We start from the raw sequence: 16,650 nt of genomic DNA on the forward strand, positions 1-16,650 counted from the left end.
GGGGGCAGCCCCTAATACCCCGGCAAAGGAAAGGAGTTTAAGAATGAGTGAATTTATTGCGTTTACCATGGGCGGAATTTTCGGCGTTGTACTGATGTGCTGCCTGCAGATCAACCGGCTCTATGCCAGAAAGGATGTGGAAAATGAGAAACCGAAGCGTACAGATCCTGTTTCGTCTGAATGAGGAAGAAGCACAGTATCTCTATGAGCTTGTAAAAAAATCCGGCCGCTCCAAAGAAGCGTTCCTGCGGGAAATGGTCAAGGGCTACCGACTTTGTGAAAAGCCTGATCCTGAATTTTATAAGATCATGCGGGAACTGTCTGCTATCGGCAACCGTATCAACCAGCTTGCCGCAAAAGCCAATGCCTTGGGATTTGTGGACGCCCCTATGCTTTCACAGGAAGCAAAGAAGTGGCATGAGTTTCAGGTGGATGTCCGAAAAAAATATCTGCTTCCCCAAAGGCAATCAGGATAATGGCAGTCTGTGAGATCTGGGATGTACGGGGCAGGCTTGACCATCCGATTGACTACGCTGAAAACCCGGAAAAGACTGCCAATCCCAATTATTCGGGAACAGACCTTCAGGCTTTGGTGGATGTGATGGAATATGCGACCAATCAGGATAAGACGGAGCAGCGTTTTTTTGTCACGGGTGTCAACTGTGACCCTGCCTCTGCCAGAGAGGAAATGATGATCGCCAAAGAACAGTGGAATGATGAAAGTGAGATCATCTGCTATCACGGGTTCCAGAGTTTTAAATCGGGAGAGGTCACGCCCAAACAGGCACACGAAATCGGTGTCAGACTTGCCCAGCGGATGTGGGGCGACAGATTTCAGGTAATCGTTGCTACTCATCTGAATACGGATTGCCTGCACAATCACTTTGTTGTGAACTCGGTTTCTTTTATGGACGGGAAACATTACCACGACAACAAAGCCAATCTTCGATTGCTTCGCCAGCGTTCCGATGAGCTGTGCCGGGAATATGCCCTTTCGGTCATAGAACATCCAAGCGGCAGAAAGAAACCCTATGCGCTTTATCAGGCGGAAAAGAATGGGATGCCCACACGGGACAACGTGGCAAGGCAGGCAGTGGATGAAGCGATCAGCAAGTCCTTTACCCTGAAAGACTTTGATCGTCAGATGGCGGAAATGGGATACCATGTCCGATTTGATCCGAACCGAAAATACTGGACGATCATAGGGAAAGGAGGGAAGCGCCCCAAGCGGCTTTACAAGCTGGGAGAAGATTATACCAACGAGAGGATTATGGAGCGCATCCGGGAAAATTCCTATGCCGTTAAGTTTTCCCGGTTTGCCGGGCCGCAAAAACCAATCCCGGTGTACCGCCTGAAAGGAACTCTGAATGGAGCAAAGAAAATCGGCGGGCTGCGGGGGCTGTATCTGCATTATTGCTACAAGCTCGGTATTCTTCCGAAAAACAGAAAACAGAATTATGCAAGGCTTCATTATCTTTTAAAGGATGACCTGATGAAGATGGAAGCTATATCGCAGGAAACAAGGCTGCTTTGCCGGAATCGCATTGATACGGTAGAGCAGCTTTGTTCTTATAAGGAATCTTTGGAAACGGAAATGGCTGCCCTGCTTCAAAAGCGCAAGGGACTTTATTCTCAATCCCGCAAGATGGGCGGTGAAGAAAAGGAAGCGATACGGTCACAGCTTTCCGATCTTTCCAAACGATTGCGAGAAATCCGAAAGGAGGTGAAACTGTGCGAGGGGATCGAGGCCCGTAACGATACCCTCAAGGAAAAGCTGAAAACCATACGGGCGGATGAAGAACAGCAAAGAAAGGAGCTGATGACGAATGAACACAAGCGGCGAAGCGGCAGAACAGATCGTCCGAATGAGCTTGGAGGGATTTGAAGTCGCCGCCAGGATTACCGGTGCTGGTGCGAAAAACATTGCGATCCTTTTGTATTCGATTCTCAAAGAAGAAAAGAAAACCAAAGGCAAGGCAAGACTCACCAACATGCTGCGCTCTGGAAAGGAACTGAAAGTCTTTACCGTCAAGAATGGTGATTTGAAGAAGTTCACACAGGAAGCCAAGAAATACGGTGTGCTCTACTGTGTGCTTGCTGACCGAAAAAACAAAGATCCAAATGCCGAGGTAGATGTGATCGCCCGTGCGGAGGATGCATCCAAGATCAGCCGTATTGCGGAGCGCTTCAAACTGGCATCGGAAAGCACGGCTTCTATTGTGACGGAAAAAGAAAAGTCCAAAGATACGAAGGACGGCCAGCCGGAGCCAGACATCGGAGTACAGGAAAAGGCAGAGAAAGATAAACTTCTTGACGCACTGATGGGTGCGCCGGTTCAGAAGGTGGAACATGCCCCGGAAAACCCCTCAGTGGCAAAGACCGAAAAATCCCCTCAGTCCGAGCCTATCTTAGAGCAGCCAAAGAAGTCCGCAGAGGGGGCTACTATGACTAAGGAAAAACCTTCTGTCAGAGAGGAACTGCGGAAAATCAAAGAGAGCCGTAAGGAGAAGGAAGCGGAGACTTCCCCTTCCCTGGACAAAAGCTCTGCTTCCGACAAAGCAAAGAAATCGCCAGCAGGAAAAACAGAGCATAAACAGCCGCCAAGGCGGAAAAAGAAACCCAAATCCAAAGAAACGAGGTAAATGATAATGAGTATTTATGATGTATTTAACGGCGGCAGTAAACCGTTTGATAAAGCGGAATGGGCTGCCCAGAAGCAGGCACAGCGAAAGGAAGCCTATGAGCTGATTGACAGTACCTGTGCGGAAATGATGACAAACGGCGACAGCTTCCGCCAGTACCTGGATGTGCAGAGCCGTTTTGACCGATACTCGGTTGCCAATGCCATTTTGGTATCTGCCCAGAAACCCGATGCAGTGCAGCTGAAAGATTACAGCACATGGAAGCAGAATCGGATCTATGTCAACAAGGATGCACACAAGATTGTGATTCTCGAACCGGGTAAGGAGTATACCCGTGAGGATGGTTCAAAGGCAGTCGGCTATAATGCAAAGATTGTTTATGACATTTCTGAAACCTCTGCGGCAGGAAAAGTACAGGCACCAGATGCGAAAACCATGCGGGAGCTTGTTTCTGCCCTGATTGATGCAAGCCCGGTTCCCTTTGTTCCGGTTGACGATCTGGAAATGCCTGCCTACTACGATAGTAAGCAGCAGACGATTTTTATTAAGACCGGTCTTTCCGAAGAACAGCTTTTTGTGAGCATGGCAAAGGAAGTTTCTGCAGCGGTCTTTGACTTCAAACACAATGAAAGCCGTGATGCTTCCGATTTCAAATCCTTCTGTGTCGCCTATATGGTCAGTGAACGCTATGGCGTAGATACCAGAGGGTTCAGTTTCGACCGGCTTCCGGGAGAATTTTCGGAAATGGATACGCAGGTGTTCAAAGGCGAACTTAACTCCATGCGTGATGTTCTGGGAGAAATCCAGAGCGACATGTTTAAGAGCCTGGAAAAGAACAGACCGCCTAAGAACAAGGAGCAGGAACGCTAATCGGAGGTAGAGCCTATGAAAGAAGAACGATACCATATCGCACTGGATAAGTACGACAGAAATATCGTGATCAATGCCTTAAATACCTTGCGGACACGGCAGATACAGGAGGAACGCCCCACCGAGCCTGTGGATGAACTGATCGACAAGGTAGCCAATGCCCCGACAAAGAAAGTCAGGGTGATTCCCTGTAAGTGTCATGAGGAACGATAACAGCCGGAAAACGAGCATCATCCTTTCTGTCTGCGGGATTGTTCCTGTCGTATGGTTTGCTCTGCTGACAGCACCCTATGTCAGTGGAGGCATGGTAGAGATCGTCAACGGATTACCCGTGGCAATGAGCCACCCTTTTGCAATCAGGATGTGTGAGGACAGCTTAAAAACTGTCCTTCTTTTTTTGCTTGCTTATGCAATGGGAATCGGCATTTATTTCTCTACCCGCAGGAACTACCGCAGACGGGAGGAGCATGGCTCGGCAAAATGGGGCAACACCGGGGCTTTGAATAAAAAGTACCGGGATAAAGATCCGTCCGCAAATAAGCTGCTGACACAGAATGTCCGTATTGGCCTGGATGGCAGAAAACACCGCAGAAACCTGAACATTTTAGTATGCGGCGGTTCCGGCGCAGGAAAAACAAGATTTTTCTGTAAGCCCAATGCCATGCAGTGCAATACCTCTTTCGTGATCCTCGATCCGAAAGGAGAAATTGTCCGTGACATTGGCGGCCTGTTCGAAAAGAAAGGCTATGAAGTGCGTGTCCTTGATCTGATCAATATGCACCGAAGCCATTGTTACAATCCTTTTGTTTATCTTAGGAATGACAACGATGTGCAAAGACTGGTGACTAATCTATTTAAAGCAACCACTCCCAAAGGCGCACAGTCACAAGATCCCTTCTGGGATACAGCGGCCAGTATGCTGCTTCTGGCACTGGTGTTCTATCTGAAATACGAAGCACCGCCCGAAGAGCAGAACTTCCCAATGGTCATGGAGCTTTTACGGGCTGGTGAAGTCCGGGAAGATGATGACAGTTATGTCAGTCCTCTGGATGAACTGTTTGACCGGCTGGAACTGGATAACCCGGAGCATATCGCCCTGAAGTATTACAGGGATTATCACTCCGGTTCGGCTAAGACCTTAAAGAGCATTCAGATCACCCTTGCCGCAAGGCTTGAAAAATTCAATCTGGAGAGCCTTGCCGGTTTGACAGCTACGGATGAGCTTGACCTGCCCTCTTTGGGCGAAAAGAAAGTTGCTTTGTTCGCTCTGATACCAGACAACGATACGAGCTTTAACTTCCTTGTCAGTATCCTTTATACGCAGCTTTTCCAGCAACTCTTCTATCTTGCCGACCACAAGTACGGCGGCAGCCTGCCTGTCCACTGCCATTTCATCATGGACGAGTTTGCCAACGTGAGCCTGCCGGATGATTTTGACAAGATCCTTTCTGTGATGCGCTCCCGTGGCGTATCCGTCAGCATCATTCTTCAGAATCTGGCACAGCTGAAAGCACTCTTTGAAAAGCAATGGGAAAGCATTGTGGGAAACTGCGATGAATTTTTGTATCTGGGCGGCAACGAACAAAGTACCCACAAATATGTGTCCGAGCTTTTAGGTAAGGAAACCATTGACACGAACACCTATGGAAAAAGCTCCGGGCGCAGCGGAAACTATTCGACCAACTATCAGATTTCAGGACGTGAACTGATGACCCCGGATGAGGTGCGTATGCTGGATAACCGTTATGCACTGCTGTTTATCCGTGGGGAGCGTCCGGTTATGGATCTGAAGTACGACATCCTGAAGCACCCGAATGTGAAGCTGACGGTGGATGGCGGCCAGCCGCCGTATATCCACGGAGAGCCGACCCAGGCTGTCGCTACGCTCGTGTTTGACAGTGAAATTCCAGAAAATGCCGTAAGCATTGCATCTGTCAACACAACTTATGAACTTCTGTCCGATGAGGATTTGGAAGAAATGTTTAACATCTAAAGGAGGATTTATCTATGAAATTTTTTAGCAAGAAGGATACCCAGAAGAAAGAAACCGTGAAGCTGCCGATGAGCAGAAAGACCAAAAGAGCGTTGATGGCGTATGCAGGTGCAGTGCTCTGTATGACCTGTTTTACCACAACGGCATTTGCCGCCAACGATCCCATTACCGTAGTCAACAACCTCTCCGACTTTATTTTCGGACTGGTCAGGGCTGTGGGTATGATCATGCTCGGCTTTGGTATCGTACAGATCGGCCTTTCTCTGAAATCTCATGATCCGTCCCAGAGAGCGAATGGATTCCTGACTCTTGCGGGCGGCGTAGTCATTACCTTTGCAAAGGAGATCCTTACCCTGATCACAGGCTAAGATAACGGACGAAACAAGACAATGGGAGCAGATCTGCTGCGGCAGAAATGCTCCCACTGTCTGTTTTATGACAAGAAAGGAGGTTGAATTTATCGAGAATATAAAAAAATATGGCATCATCTACGCCGATCCACCGTGGCGCTACAACCAGAAAAATCTTTCTGGAGCAGCAGAACATCATTACCGCACCATGAGCATCGAAGAAATCTGTAAGTTGAAAGTGGCAGAAGTGGCCGATCAACATTGTGTCCTGTTTTTATGGGCGACATTTCCTCAATTACCCGAAGCCTTAAAGGTAATAAAAGCATGGGGCTTTCAATATAAAACAGTTGCATTTGTTTGGCTAAAACAGAACAAAAGTGGAAAAGGATGGTTCTTCGGTCTTGGATTTTGGACAAGAGGAAATGCGGAAATCTGCCTGTTCGCCACAAAAGGAAAACCTCGCAGACAATCAAAACGTACTCATCAGTTTATCATCAGCCCTTTGCGTGATCATAGTCAGAAACCGGATGAAGTCCGAGAGAAAATCGTTGAGCTGATGGGCGACCTGCCGCGATTGGAATTGTTTGCCCGCCAAAAAACAGATGGTTGGGATGTGTGGGGCAACGAAGTTGTAAGTGATGTTGAAATCAGCAGTTATGCAGAGAAAACAGGAGGTGGTTTATGTGTCTGATAACTGGGTCGTACAAAATCTTGAAAATGCCCTGAATACATGGAATGAAAAGTTAGCCGAGATATGGCAGCTTATTACCCAGTCACCGGAGCAGTTCAAAGGCGGTACGATATGGTCTGTTATCCTGAATATCCACGGCGCACTACAGGCAATCGGGCTTGCCCTGCTGGTGCTGTTCTTTGTCGTTGGTGTCATGCGTACCTGCGGCAATTTTGCAGAAGTCAAAAAGCCGGAACATGCTTTAAAGCTGTTTATCCGTTTCGCCCTTGCAAAAGGAGTCGTCACCTATGGTTTAGAGTTGATGATGGCTCTCTTTAATATCATTCAGGGTGTGGTTTCCACGATCATGAATGCCGCTGGGTTTGGCTCTGCCACACAAACGGTACTGCCACAGGAAATCGTTACAGCCGTTGAGGACTGTGGCTTTTTTGAGAGTATCCCCCTCTGGGCAGTCACATTGATCGGCGGTCTGTTTATTACGATACTGTCGTTCATTATGATTATGTCTGTCTATGGCAGATTTTTTAAACTGTATCTCTATACGGCGATTGCTCCCATCCCTCTTTCCACTTTTGCAGGGGAACCGAGTCAGAGTGTTGGCAAGAGCTTCATCAAAAGTTATGCCGCTGTCTGCCTGGAAGGAGCGATCATTGTGCTTGCCTGCATCATCTTTTCCCTGTTTGCAGCGGCTCCACCGGCAGTCAACCCGGATGCGGCAGCGGTATCTATGGTATGGAGCTACATCGGGGAACTGGTATTCAATATGCTCGTCTTAGTCGGTGCGATCAAAATGGCTGACCGTGTTGTACGGGAAATGATGGGCTTATAAAGGAGGTATCCATTTTGGAAGTAAAGATCAATAAAGAAATCCGTAACTATACGGAAAGTATGTTTTTCGGACTGTCGTTAAGGCAGTTCATTTTTTCTGTCCTTGCCTGCGGCGTTGCGGTAGGCTTGTATTTTCTTCTCCGCCCATACTTTGGCATGGAAACCCTTAGCTGGGTATGTATTTTAGGGGCATTCCCCTTTGCGGCGATGGGCTTTATCAAATATAACGGTATGACCGCAGAACAGTTTGTCTGGGCATGGTTTAAATCCGAATTTCTGATGCCCAAGAAACTGATGTTCCGTCCAGACAATCTTTATTACGAAGCCATGAAGTCCAGCATCGAGGCCAGAGAAAAAGGACTTCCCGTTGTTCCCAAAAAACAGAGACGAAAAGAGCCAAAGGAGCAAAAACAGAATAAGAAGAAAGCGAAAAAGAATAAAGGAGGTGCAGCATGATCAAGACCCTGAGAACCCTGTTCAAGCAGGATAAGGAAAAATTCGTCGTGCCTAAGTCGGTACAGAATGTCATTCCCATTTATACCATCTGGGAAGATGGCATTTTCCTTGTCGGCAGGAACAAATATGCAAAGACCTTTAAATTTGAGGACATCAATTATGCCGTGGCCAGCCGTGAGGACAAGGAAGCCATGTTTTTGGAATACTCCGAACTGCTCAATGCTTTTGACAGCGGCGCTACCACAAAGCTCACCATCAATAACCGCCGTCTGAACCGGGTGGATTTTGAGCAGACCATCCTGATCCCCATGGCAGAGGACGGTCTGGATAAGTACCGTAAGGAGTACAACAAGATGCTGCTGGATAAGGCAACCGGAGCAAACTCTATCGTGCAGGACAAATATGTGACTATTTCTGTGTGCAAAAAGAATATCGAAGAAGCACGGAACTATTTTGCCCGTGTGGGTGCCGACCTTGTCACTCATTTTTCCCGCCTGGGCGCACGATGCGTGGAACTGGAAGCGGAAGAAAAACTCCGTATCTTCCACGACTTCTACCGTACCGGCGAAGAAACCGCTTTTACCTTCGATATGGTACAGAGTATGCGCAAAGGCCATGATTTCAAAGACTTTATCTGCCCGGACACCTTTGAGTTTGAAAAGGACTGCTTCCGTATGGGAGATCGATACGGGCGTGTGATCTTCCTTAGAGAATACGCTGCTTATATCAAAGACAGCATGGTAGCGGAGCTTTGTGAGCTGAATCGAAATATGATGCTGTCGATTGACGTTGTCCCGGTTCCCACGGATGAAGCTGTGCGGGAAGTGGAAAACCGACTGCTCGGTGTTGAAACCAATATTACGAACTGGCAGAGAAAACAGAATCAGAATAATAACTTCTCCGCAGTTGTCCCGTATGACCTTGAGCAGCAGCGCAAGGAAAGTAAGGAATTTCTGGACGACCTGACAACCCGTGACCAGCGGATGATGTTTGCGGTGCTGACAATGGTGCATACCGCTGAAACCAAAGAGCAGCTGGACAGCGATACGGAAGCCCTGCTGACCGCTGCCAGAAAGCATTTGTGTCAGTTTGCGGTGCTGAAATATCAGCAGATGGACGGACTGAACACGGCGCTGCCGTTTGGTGTGCGTAAGATCGATGCCCTGCGCACGCTGACAACGGAGAGCCTTGCCGTATTTATCCCGTTCAGGGTGCAGGAGATCTACCACAAGGACGGTGTATATTACGGGCAGAATGTGATCAGCAAGAACATGATTATTGCCAACCGCCGCCACCTGCTCAACGGAAACTCCTTTATTCTCGGTGTGTCTGGTGCAGGTAAATCCTTTACGGCAAAAGAAGAAATGACCAATATCATCCTCACAGATCCCAATGCGGATGTTATTATTATCGACCCTGAGCGAGAATATTCTCCACTGGTAAAAGCCATGCAGGGCGAAGTAATCCACATTTCTGCGACCAGTGAAAACCACATCAATGCAATGGATATGAACTCCGATTACGGTGACGGCGCAAACCCGGTCATTCTGAAATCGGAGTTTATTTTGTCTCTCTGTGAACAGCTCATTGGCGGTGCAAGTCTGGGGGCAAAACAGAAATCCATTATCGACCGCTGTACGGCCAGTGTTTACCGCCACTATCAGCAGGGAAATTATCAGGGTGTCCCGCCTACTTTACAGGACTTCCGTGAAGAACTGCTCAAACAGAATGAGCCGGAGGCGCAGGAAATCGCTCTTGCCATTGAGCTGTTTACCGATGGCAGCCTGAACACCTTTGCCAAGAACACCAATGTGGATACCCACAGCCGTCTGATCTGCTATGACATTCTGGATCTGGGCAAACAGTTGCAGCCGATCGGTATGCTGGTTGTCCTGGACAGTATTCTAAACCGCATTACGCAGAACAGAGCCAAGGGCAGGAACACGTTCATTTTCATTGATGAAATCTATCTGCTGTTCCAGCATGAATACTCGGCAAACTTCCTCTTTACCCTCTGGAAGCGTGTGCGTAAATATGGTGCATACTGTACCGGTATCACACAGAATGTGGACGATCTTTTGCAGAGCCATACCGCAAGGACAATGCTTGCCAACTCTGAATTTATCATCATGCTCAATCAGGCGTCTACGGACAGGATTGAGCTTGCCAAGCTTTTGAACATCTCTGACCTTCAGATGGGCTATATCACCAATGTAGGCGCAGGCCAGGGACTTTTAAAGGTAGGCAGTTCCCTTGTACCGTTTGTCAACAAATTCCCGCATAATACGGAACTGTATAAACTGATGACGACCAAGTTTGGAGAGGTTTAAGAAAGGAGAAGTTATGTCAGAGATACGCTTTAACGGAACAGCCCACAGAGATTTTTTCCTTGAAAACATGAACAAGTGCAGAGTCAACGACTGCTATCACCGGGCATTTTTCTATGTCATGGGGATTGCTTCAGAAACCAGGGCAAATATCAACCAGATGTTTGACTTTAAAAATGACTGTATTAACCCGGATGGGATGCATGGCGGATGGCAGACCAGCGGAACTGTTAGGGTCTGCCGCCTTGCCTTTAACCTCTGGAACGGTTACACCGATATGGACAGCCCCCAGTCTTTTACACCGGAAGATCTGTTCTGCTGTGAATTTGCCCCCTACTTCATGGAGGGCATCAAGGTCAGGTATCCCGAATATTGCAGGGATCTTCCTGCACCCAGAAAACAAAATGAACGGTTACGATAAGAAAGGAGAAGCCCATGAAAAAGTATCAATCTATAATCTGCCTGGTTGCCGCCGTGTGCCTTTTAGGTACGGCGGCTTTTTCTATTTATCACATCTATGATCACTATGAACAGCTGGACGAACAGACGGAAGTATTTGACGAGATTGCGGAAGTGGTGGCACAGGCTCCCGATGAAGAACCTGTTCCTGATGATGTCCCCGTCAGCGAAGGCCAAGATGTCCTGTCCAAGTACAAGGAGCTGTATTTGCAGAATGAAGATATGGTAGGCTGGATTTCCATTTCCGGCACGTCTATTAACTACCCTGTTATGCAGACGAAGGATGAACCGAATTACTATCTCAAACACAACTTTGAAAAGCAGTACAGTGATTTAGGTACTCCGTATATTCAGGAAAACTGTGATCTGCTTACCAGTGATAATCTCATCATTTACGGGCATCACATCAGTGGAAACCGCATGTTTGGAGCTTTGGAGGATTATAAATCCAAGAGCTTTTATGAGGAACACAAAACCATTCAGTTTGATACCCTGACAGAGCAGGCAGAGTATGAGATCGTTGCTGTATTTAAGACGGTCGCTTACAGCTCCAGCGGTTATCGCTATTATGATTTTGTGAATGCGGAGAATGAGGAAGAATTTAATGCCTATATCGAAACGTGTAAAGAGCTTGCCCTGTATGATACGGGTGTCACTGCTGACTATGGTGACAGGCTGATTACCCTTTCTACCTGTGAGTATTCGGCTACAAATGGAAGGCTTGTCGTGGTAGCAAAAAAGACTGCATGAGGAAAGTACAGCTTCTAAGAAAGGAGGGCTTCTATGGCAGATATTAAAACCAGAGATGCAGTCAAAGGCACGATTAAGACCATAGATAAAGCCGCCGTTGCTTCAGAGCGTATGAAAGCTGCCTATGCAAAGACAAAGGAGAAAGCGGAAGAAGGATATTACGCCAATGAAGGCTCTGCTACGGAATATGCTGCGGATAAGATCTCCTATGCTTCTGACCGGGTAAAGGATGAAGGTATCCACCAGTTCAATAAGCAAGGGCAAAAAGGCGTTAAGACCACCAAAGAAACTGTCGTTAAGGCAAAGGACAAAATGGCTGATTTTAAGCAGAAGCGGGCTGTCAAAGCTGCTGAGCAGAGGTCAGCAAGGAATGTGTCTGGACAGAACGGCTTGCAGATCCATCGTGGAACTGCAGGCCGTTCTCCTGTTTCGGATGCTTCTGTCCAGACCATAAAAACAGCAACAGATACCAAAAGAACGATTAAGCAGTCTGCCAGAAGCGCAGGAAAAACTGTTAAGACAGTGGCAAAAGGCTCTGTAAAAACAACCGAAAGAAGCGTAAAAACAGCACAGGTGACTTCCAAAGCGGCCATTAAGACCACACAGCAGGCTACCAAAACCGCACAGGCAGCGGCAAAGGCTTCTGCCAAAACCGCACAGAAAGCAGCGCAGGCGGCAAGAGCATCCGCAAAGGCATCTGCAGCGGCGGCTAAAACAACCGTCAAAGCCACCATAGCGGCTGTCAAAGCGATCATTGCAGGAACAAAAGCATTGATAGCAGCGATTGTTGCAGGCGGCTGGATCGCAATAGTGATTATTTTGATCGTGGTATTGCTTGGTTGTGCGATCTCCCTGTTTGGCGGCGGCAGTGAAAGCACTTCTTATACTCCGGTCAGTGCCGAGGTAGAAGCTTATGAACCGCTGATCCAGAAATATGCAAAGCAGCATGGGATTCCTGAATATGTGGAGCTTATCAAGGCGGTCATGATGCAGGAGTCTGGAGGACAGGGAAACGATCCCATGCAGGCATCGGAATGTGGGTATAACACACAGTACCCAAATACACCGAATGGCATTACAGACCCGGAATATTCCATCAATGTCGGTATCCAGAATTTAGCTGCTTGTCTGAATGCCGCACAAGTGGAAAATCCCGTGGACATGGATCGGATCAAACTGGCCCTGCAGGGATATAACTTCGGAAATGGCTATATCACATGGGCGCAGACCAATTACGGCGGCTACACTTATGCCAATGCGGTTGAGTTTTCCACAATGCAGGCAGAGCGATTGGGATGGGACAGCTATGGTGATACCCAGTATGTTTCTCATGTACTGCGCTATTATCCTTTCGGGCGGGCATTTACCAGTGGCGGTAATCAGGCAATCGTGGAAGTTGCCCTGACGCAGCTTGGCAATGAGGGCGGACAGCCCTACTGGTCATGGTATGGTTTCAGCAGCCGGGAAGAATGGTGTGCCTGCTTTGTTTCATGGTGTGCAGAGCAGTGCGGTTATATCGAAGGTGGCTTTATCCCGAAGTTTGCAGGATGCGTCAGCGGTGCAAACTGGTTCAAAGAACGGAACCAATGGCAGGACAGAAACTATGAGCCTACTGCGGGGGACATTATTTTCTTCGATTGGGAAGGCGATGGTTCAACCGACCATGTAGGTATTGTAGAGAAATGCGAAAACGGAGTTGTCTACACCGTAGAAGGAAATTCCGGCGATGCGGTAAAACAAAGACAATATACGGTTGGAAGCAGCTCCATCTATGGATATGGTGTTCCAGCCTACTAAAAATCAGCAAAAGAAAACCAGAGGATTTTTTATTCCTCTGGCTCTTTTGCCATACATAACCCGTTCACAGTTGCTTCTATGACGGACAGTTCTCTATCGTTGAGTTTGTCGAGCTGTGCGTCTAAACGTCTGCGGACGGAACTTTTCTTCACTTCTTTTTTAGGAAATACGTATTCATCAACAGACACATCGAACATGGTAATCAGCTGAATAAACAGCTCAATACTTGGGTGTTGTCCCTCGTTCTCAATGGACTGAATGTGTCGTGGAGCATATCCAATAATCCCGGCAAGTTGCTCCCTGGTCATTCCTCTGGCTTCACGGGCTTTTTTGATTGCCTGTCCAATGGGCATAAAATCAAAGTCAAAATCGTTGTTTCTTTCGTCCATAAGCTCACCACCTTGTAGCAATATAATGTTACTTTTCTATTGTACAGAGGTCATAGTTCTTATGAAACGATGTGAAATTTCCTGTAATAAGAGATTTTATATCTTATATATAGAGATATAATTTCAGATTTCCTATTTGCATTATTTTTTGGAAAACAATATGACTCGTGATTCAAACAGCATAAACGTGAGAATATCCGCATGGGAAGACCCAGCGCCACAGACGCGGAGGTGGAACAGGCCGCCGAACAAAGTGGTTGCGACGCCTTTATCCGCAGGCTGGACAATGGCTATGATACGGTTGTCGGCAGCGCCGGTTCCCACCTTTCCGGCGGGGAGCGCCAGCGTATTGCCATCGCCCGTGCCATGCTGAAAAATGCACCGGTTGTCATTTTGGACGAGGCAACTGCCTACATCGACCCCGAAAATGAGGCACTGGTACAGAAAGCCATTTCCGCTTTGACTGTCGGCAAGACCCTGATTGTGATTGCACACCGGCTGTCTACCATTGTTGGAGCGGACAACATCGTTGTGGTGAAGGATGGAACCGTCCACGCACAGGGTACGCATAAGAAACTGCTGGAAACCTGCCCCCTCTACCGGGATATGTGGCAGGCGCATATTGGTGCGAAAGATCAGATGTAAGGGGGTGTTGTCAGATGTACGGAACATTGAAAAAAATTTTTGCTTTTGCAGGTAGCAAAAAGGGGCTACTGAAAAAGTCTCTGTTGTTTGCGTTCCTGTCCGGGCTGTTTTCAGCCATGCAGTTTGCTGCCCTCTTTGTGGTAATTGGCGCGCTGGTATCTGACAACCGGGACGGAAAGTTTATCTGGATTTCGCTGGGGATTATGGCTGTTTCCCTCATTGGGCATATCATCACGCTCTATTTCTCCACGATGGAGCAAACGGAAACCGGCTATTGCATGGTGGTGGAAAAGCGTATCCACATCGGGGATCGGCTGCGCTATATCCCGATGGGCTACTTCAACAAGAATAGCATCGGGAATATTACCGCTATTGTTACAACAACTTTGGGCGATGTAGAGAACTCGGCAGCCCGTGTCCTGGTGTCAGTGCTGGGCGGATTTTTCAACTCAGTGGCTCTTGTCATCGTCCTACTGATATTCGACTGGCGGATTGGTCTTATGGCCGCTGCCGGTGTCCTGATTTACCTTGCGGCGGCGGAACTGGCACTTCGCAAATCTGTCACGCTCAGCGGGGTACGCCAGCACACACAGGAGTCCCTTGTGGAGTCCGTGTTGGAGTACATTCAAGGAATGGGGATTGTCAAAGCATTTGGGCTGGAACAGGATAGCACGCAGTCTATCGGCAGTGCAATCCATGCAAGCTGCCGGGACAATCTGAAATTAACAAAAGCCAGTGTCCCCTATGACGCTATCAAACAGGCCGTTGTCCGAGTGTTCAGCGTCTTGCTGCTTTTGTCCTCGGTCTGGTTCTGGTTGGACGGCTCCCTGCCGTTGGCCTACGGTCCGATTTTGGTGATTGCTTCTTTCATGGTGTTCAACGACTTGGAGAATGCCGGGAACATGGCTTCTCTGCTCCAAATGCTGGCGGCCTCAATGGATACGGCAAATTCCATTGACGATACGCCGGTGATGGACGAGAAGGGCACGGACATTACGCCGAAGTCCAGCGAGATCGTGTTTGACAAGGTGGATTTTTCGTATGCAGACCGCAAGATACTGGATCAGGTCAGCTTTACCATTCCCGAAAAAACGACTACGGCTATTATTGGCCCTTCCGGGGCAGGTAAGACAACGATGTGCAACTTGATTGCCCGTTTTTGGGATGTGAACGCCGGAAAGATTACCATAGGCGGCACAGATGTACGGGATTTCAAACTGGACGGTCTGATGAAGAATATCTCGATGGTGTTCCAGAGCGTGTACCTGTTTGCAGATACGATTGAAAATAATATCAAGTTTGGCTGCCCGGACGCCACCCATGAGCAGGTGGTTGAAGCGGCAAAAAAGGCTTGCTGCCATGACTTTATTTCTGCTCTGCCGGAGGGTTATGATACTGTGATCGGCGAGGGCGGCGGCACTTTGTCTGGTGGTGAAAAGCAGCGCATCTCCATCGCCCGCGCCATGCTGAAAAATGCGCCTATCATTATTTTGGACGAGGCAACTAGCAGCGTTGACCCGGAGAATGAGGACGAATTGCAGCGGGCTATCGAGGCACTGACTCATGACAAGACCATTATTATGATTGCCCATCGCCTGAAAACCGTTCGCAGCGCTGATCAAATCCTCGTGTTAAACAATGCTCACATTGTCCAGAGCGGCACTCATGCGGAGCTGATCCAGCAGAAGGGCTTGTATGCCGACTTTGTGACGGCCAGACAGGAGGCCATCGGCTGGAAACTGGTGCAGTAAAGGAGGTAGCGATGAAACTTCATGCGTCCGGGGAGGACTATCTGGAAACCATCCTTGTTCTCCATAAGAAACTTGGCATGGTGCGCTCCGTAGATGTTGCCCGGCACATGGGAGTGTCAAAACCGAGTATTTGTGTGGCGGTCAACACTCTGAAAGACGGCGGCTTTGCTCACAATGGATGAAGATCACTTTCTCCATTTGACCGATGTAGGCCGCAAGGTTGCTGAAAAGATTTATGAACGTCATTGCTTTTTTACGGAACAGCTTATCGCGGCAGGTGTTGATCCTGAAACTGCAGAAGTTGATGCCTGCCGGATAGAACATGTGATCAGTAATGAAAGTTTTGAACGTTTGAAAGAGGCCGCCTTTAGAAATCAGGAAAACGAGATTTCTGCCCTGTCAAAAGAGATAAAGGATAAGCCCACCGAATAAAAAAAACGGTGTTTCGGTGGGCGGATTCATCATGCCTGATTACACATCTTCCCTCTGAACCCGTTTTGGGTTTGGAGGGATTTTTTATGTGCTGGTCTGCTTCAGCCGCCCCGCTGCTTATCCAAAGCAGCAACTACCTACATAATTTCATACAGGAATGAGGATAGCCTCTCAAAAAAATCTTCTGCTGTTGGTGGCACTCTCACGCCCCTAATGTAGAAGTTTTAGCTCTACAACGTAGTTCTCATTTTTCTCACTGCCGCAAAGGTT

19 protein-coding genes and 1 pseudogene are annotated in these 16,650 nt (G+C 48.1%); 19 read left to right on the forward strand and 1 reads right to left on the reverse strand.

The annotated features are described in order from the left end of the window. The first annotated feature begins 43 nt into the window (after positions 1 to 43). The 15 genes from BN6539_RS22365 (at position 44) to BN6539_RS11835 (ending at position 13,163) form a co-directional block, all read left to right on the forward strand. On the forward strand, positions 44 to 184 hold the full coding sequence (locus tag BN6539_RS22365) for a DUF3789 domain-containing protein (RefSeq protein ID WP_148484482.1): 141 nt from the start codon (positions 44 to 46) through the stop codon (positions 182 to 184). Further along, the gene (locus BN6539_RS11770) at positions 144 to 476 is read left to right on the forward strand and encodes a plasmid mobilization protein (RefSeq protein ID WP_032512172.1); all 333 of its coding nucleotides are present in this window, start codon (positions 144 to 146) and stop codon (positions 474 to 476) included. Before BN6539_RS22365 ends, BN6539_RS11770 begins: the two co-directional genes overlap by 41 nt. Continuing rightward, entirely contained in the window at positions 476 to 1,885 is a 1,410-nt protein-coding gene (locus BN6539_RS11775) for a relaxase/mobilization nuclease domain-containing protein (RefSeq protein WP_055151452.1), read from the forward strand. The genes BN6539_RS11770 and BN6539_RS11775 overlap by 1 nt, the downstream gene beginning before the upstream one ends. Next, the gene (locus BN6539_RS11780) at positions 1,827 to 2,642 is read left to right on the forward strand and encodes a PcfB family protein (RefSeq protein ID WP_055151450.1); all 816 of its coding nucleotides are present in this window, start codon (positions 1,827 to 1,829) and stop codon (positions 2,640 to 2,642) included. The genes BN6539_RS11775 and BN6539_RS11780 overlap by 59 nt, the downstream gene beginning before the upstream one ends. Before the next feature lie 6 nt (positions 2,643 to 2,648). Continuing rightward, positions 2,649 to 3,512, forward strand: coding sequence for a hypothetical protein (locus BN6539_RS11785; RefSeq protein WP_055151496.1), 864 nt, complete (start codon positions 2,649 to 2,651; stop codon positions 3,510 to 3,512). 15 nt (positions 3,513 to 3,527) lie between these two features. Then, on the forward strand, positions 3,528 to 3,725 hold the full coding sequence (locus BN6539_RS11790) for a hypothetical protein (protein WP_002607873.1): 198 nt from the start codon (positions 3,528 to 3,530) through the stop codon (positions 3,723 to 3,725). Then, on the forward strand, positions 3,712 to 5,505 hold the full coding sequence (locus BN6539_RS11795) for a VirD4-like conjugal transfer protein, CD1115 family (RefSeq protein ID WP_055151449.1): 1,794 nt from the start codon (positions 3,712 to 3,714) through the stop codon (positions 5,503 to 5,505). Before BN6539_RS11790 ends, BN6539_RS11795 begins: the two co-directional genes overlap by 14 nt. Before the next feature lie 14 nt (positions 5,506 to 5,519). Next, a complete protein-coding gene (locus tag BN6539_RS11800) occupies positions 5,520 to 5,873 on the forward strand; it encodes a hypothetical protein (RefSeq protein WP_003433223.1) in 354 nt (117 codons plus the stop codon). Between the two features lie 67 nt (positions 5,874 to 5,940). Beyond that, positions 5,941 to 6,546 carry an MT-A70 family methyltransferase gene (locus tag BN6539_RS11805; protein WP_003433225.1) on the forward strand — a complete coding sequence of 202 codons (606 nt, stop codon included), beginning with the start codon at positions 5,941 to 5,943 and terminating at the stop codon, positions 6,544 to 6,546. Next, positions 6,512 to 7,375, forward strand: a complete 864-nt coding sequence (locus BN6539_RS11810) for a hypothetical protein (protein WP_456318615.1) — start codon at positions 6,512 to 6,514, stop codon at positions 7,373 to 7,375. The genes BN6539_RS11805 and BN6539_RS11810 overlap by 35 nt, the downstream gene beginning before the upstream one ends. Before the next feature lie 14 nt (positions 7,376 to 7,389). Continuing rightward, complete coding sequence (locus BN6539_RS11815; protein ID WP_032512173.1) at positions 7,390 to 7,830, forward strand: PrgI family protein; 441 nt, start codon at positions 7,390 to 7,392, stop codon at positions 7,828 to 7,830. Next, complete coding sequence (locus tag BN6539_RS11820) at positions 7,827 to 10,160, forward strand: VirB4-like conjugal transfer ATPase, CD1110 family (RefSeq protein WP_067538606.1); 2,334 nt, start codon at positions 7,827 to 7,829, stop codon at positions 10,158 to 10,160. The genes BN6539_RS11815 and BN6539_RS11820 overlap by 4 nt, the downstream gene beginning before the upstream one ends. Positions 10,161 to 10,173: 13 nt before the next feature. Further along, the gene (locus tag BN6539_RS11825; protein ID WP_003433231.1) at positions 10,174 to 10,578 is read left to right on the forward strand and encodes a DUF6075 family protein; all 405 of its coding nucleotides are present in this window, start codon (positions 10,174 to 10,176) and stop codon (positions 10,576 to 10,578) included. A 14-nt stretch (positions 10,579 to 10,592) separates the two neighbouring features. Continuing rightward, complete coding sequence (srtB, locus tag BN6539_RS11830) at positions 10,593 to 11,366, forward strand: class B sortase (protein WP_003433232.1); 774 nt, start codon at positions 10,593 to 10,595, stop codon at positions 11,364 to 11,366. A gap of 33 nt (positions 11,367 to 11,399) precedes the next feature. After that, a complete protein-coding gene (locus BN6539_RS11835; protein ID WP_003433233.1) occupies positions 11,400 to 13,163 on the forward strand; it encodes a lysozyme family protein in 1,764 nt (587 codons plus the stop codon). A 29-nt stretch (positions 13,164 to 13,192) separates the two neighbouring features. On the opposite strand, the gene BN6539_RS11840 is transcribed toward BN6539_RS11835, so the two are convergent. Further along, on the reverse strand, positions 13,193 to 13,552 hold the full coding sequence (locus BN6539_RS11840) for a helix-turn-helix transcriptional regulator (RefSeq protein WP_032512174.1): 360 nt from the start codon (positions 13,550 to 13,552) through the stop codon (positions 13,193 to 13,195). Between the two features lie 186 nt (positions 13,553 to 13,738). On the opposite strand from BN6539_RS11840, the pseudogene BN6539_RS11845 reads away from it, so the two are divergent. From BN6539_RS11845 to BN6539_RS23560, 4 genes and pseudogenes are all read left to right on the forward strand, one after another. Next, a pseudogene (locus BN6539_RS11845) lies at positions 13,739 to 14,197 on the forward strand (ATP-binding cassette domain-containing protein); the annotation flags it as partial. 14 nt (positions 14,198 to 14,211) lie between these two features. Then, the gene (locus tag BN6539_RS11850) at positions 14,212 to 15,948 is read left to right on the forward strand and encodes an ABC transporter ATP-binding protein (RefSeq protein ID WP_067538609.1); all 1,737 of its coding nucleotides are present in this window, start codon (positions 14,212 to 14,214) and stop codon (positions 15,946 to 15,948) included. Positions 15,949 to 15,959: 11 nt separating this feature from the next. Beyond that, a complete protein-coding gene (locus BN6539_RS23555) occupies positions 15,960 to 16,130 on the forward strand; it encodes a hypothetical protein (RefSeq protein ID WP_456318616.1) in 171 nt (56 codons plus the stop codon). Continuing rightward, the gene (locus BN6539_RS23560; protein ID WP_003433241.1) at positions 16,123 to 16,380 is read left to right on the forward strand and encodes a metal-dependent transcriptional regulator; all 258 of its coding nucleotides are present in this window, start codon (positions 16,123 to 16,125) and stop codon (positions 16,378 to 16,380) included. Before BN6539_RS23555 ends, BN6539_RS23560 begins: the two co-directional genes overlap by 8 nt. Positions 16,381 to 16,650 lie beyond the last annotated feature (270 nt).

The sequence above is a fragment of the Emergencia timonensis genome (genome assembly GCF_900086585.1).
Classification (GTDB): domain Bacteria; phylum Bacillota; class Clostridia; order Peptostreptococcales; family Anaerovoracaceae; genus Senimuribacter; species Senimuribacter timonensis.

Bases quoted from the DNA above. Each gene is read 5' to 3' on its own strand.
- BN6539_RS22365 (WP_148484482.1), top strand. From the start codon at position 44: ATGAGTGAATTTATTGCGTTTACCATGGGCGGAATTTTCGGCGTTGTA.
- BN6539_RS11770 (WP_032512172.1), top strand. From the start codon at position 144: ATGAGAAACCGAAGCGTACAGATCCTGTTTCGTCTGAATGAGGAAGAA.
- BN6539_RS11775 (WP_055151452.1), top strand. From the start codon at position 476: ATGGCAGTCTGTGAGATCTGGGATGTACGGGGCAGGCTTGACCATCCG.
- BN6539_RS11780 (WP_055151450.1), top strand. From the start codon at position 1,827: ATGAACACAAGCGGCGAAGCGGCAGAACAGATCGTCCGAATGAGCTTG.
- BN6539_RS11785 (WP_055151496.1), top strand. From the start codon at position 2,649: ATGAGTATTTATGATGTATTTAACGGCGGCAGTAAACCGTTTGATAAA.
- BN6539_RS11790 (WP_002607873.1), top strand. From the start codon at position 3,528: ATGAAAGAAGAACGATACCATATCGCACTGGATAAGTACGACAGAAAT.
- BN6539_RS11795 (WP_055151449.1), top strand. From the start codon at position 3,712: ATGAGGAACGATAACAGCCGGAAAACGAGCATCATCCTTTCTGTCTGC.
- BN6539_RS11800 (WP_003433223.1), top strand. From the start codon at position 5,520: ATGAAATTTTTTAGCAAGAAGGATACCCAGAAGAAAGAAACCGTGAAG.
- BN6539_RS11805 (WP_003433225.1), top strand. From the start codon at position 5,941: ATGACAAGAAAGGAGGTTGAATTTATCGAGAATATAAAAAAATATGGC.
- BN6539_RS11810 (WP_456318615.1), top strand. From the start codon at position 6,512: ATGCAGAGAAAACAGGAGGTGGTTTATGTGTCTGATAACTGGGTCGTA.
- BN6539_RS11820 (WP_067538606.1), top strand. From the start codon at position 7,827: ATGATCAAGACCCTGAGAACCCTGTTCAAGCAGGATAAGGAAAAATTC.
- BN6539_RS11825 (WP_003433231.1), top strand. From the start codon at position 10,174: ATGTCAGAGATACGCTTTAACGGAACAGCCCACAGAGATTTTTTCCTT.
- srtB (WP_003433232.1), top strand. From the start codon at position 10,593: ATGAAAAAGTATCAATCTATAATCTGCCTGGTTGCCGCCGTGTGCCTT.
- BN6539_RS11835 (WP_003433233.1), top strand. From the start codon at position 11,400: ATGGCAGATATTAAAACCAGAGATGCAGTCAAAGGCACGATTAAGACC.
- BN6539_RS11840 (WP_032512174.1), bottom strand. From the start codon at position 13,552: ATGGACGAAAGAAACAACGATTTTGACTTTGATTTTATGCCCATTGGA.
- BN6539_RS11850 (WP_067538609.1), top strand. From the start codon at position 14,212: ATGTACGGAACATTGAAAAAAATTTTTGCTTTTGCAGGTAGCAAAAAG.
- BN6539_RS23555 (WP_456318616.1), top strand. From the start codon at position 15,960: ATGAAACTTCATGCGTCCGGGGAGGACTATCTGGAAACCATCCTTGTT.
- BN6539_RS23560 (WP_003433241.1), top strand. From the start codon at position 16,123: ATGGATGAAGATCACTTTCTCCATTTGACCGATGTAGGCCGCAAGGTT.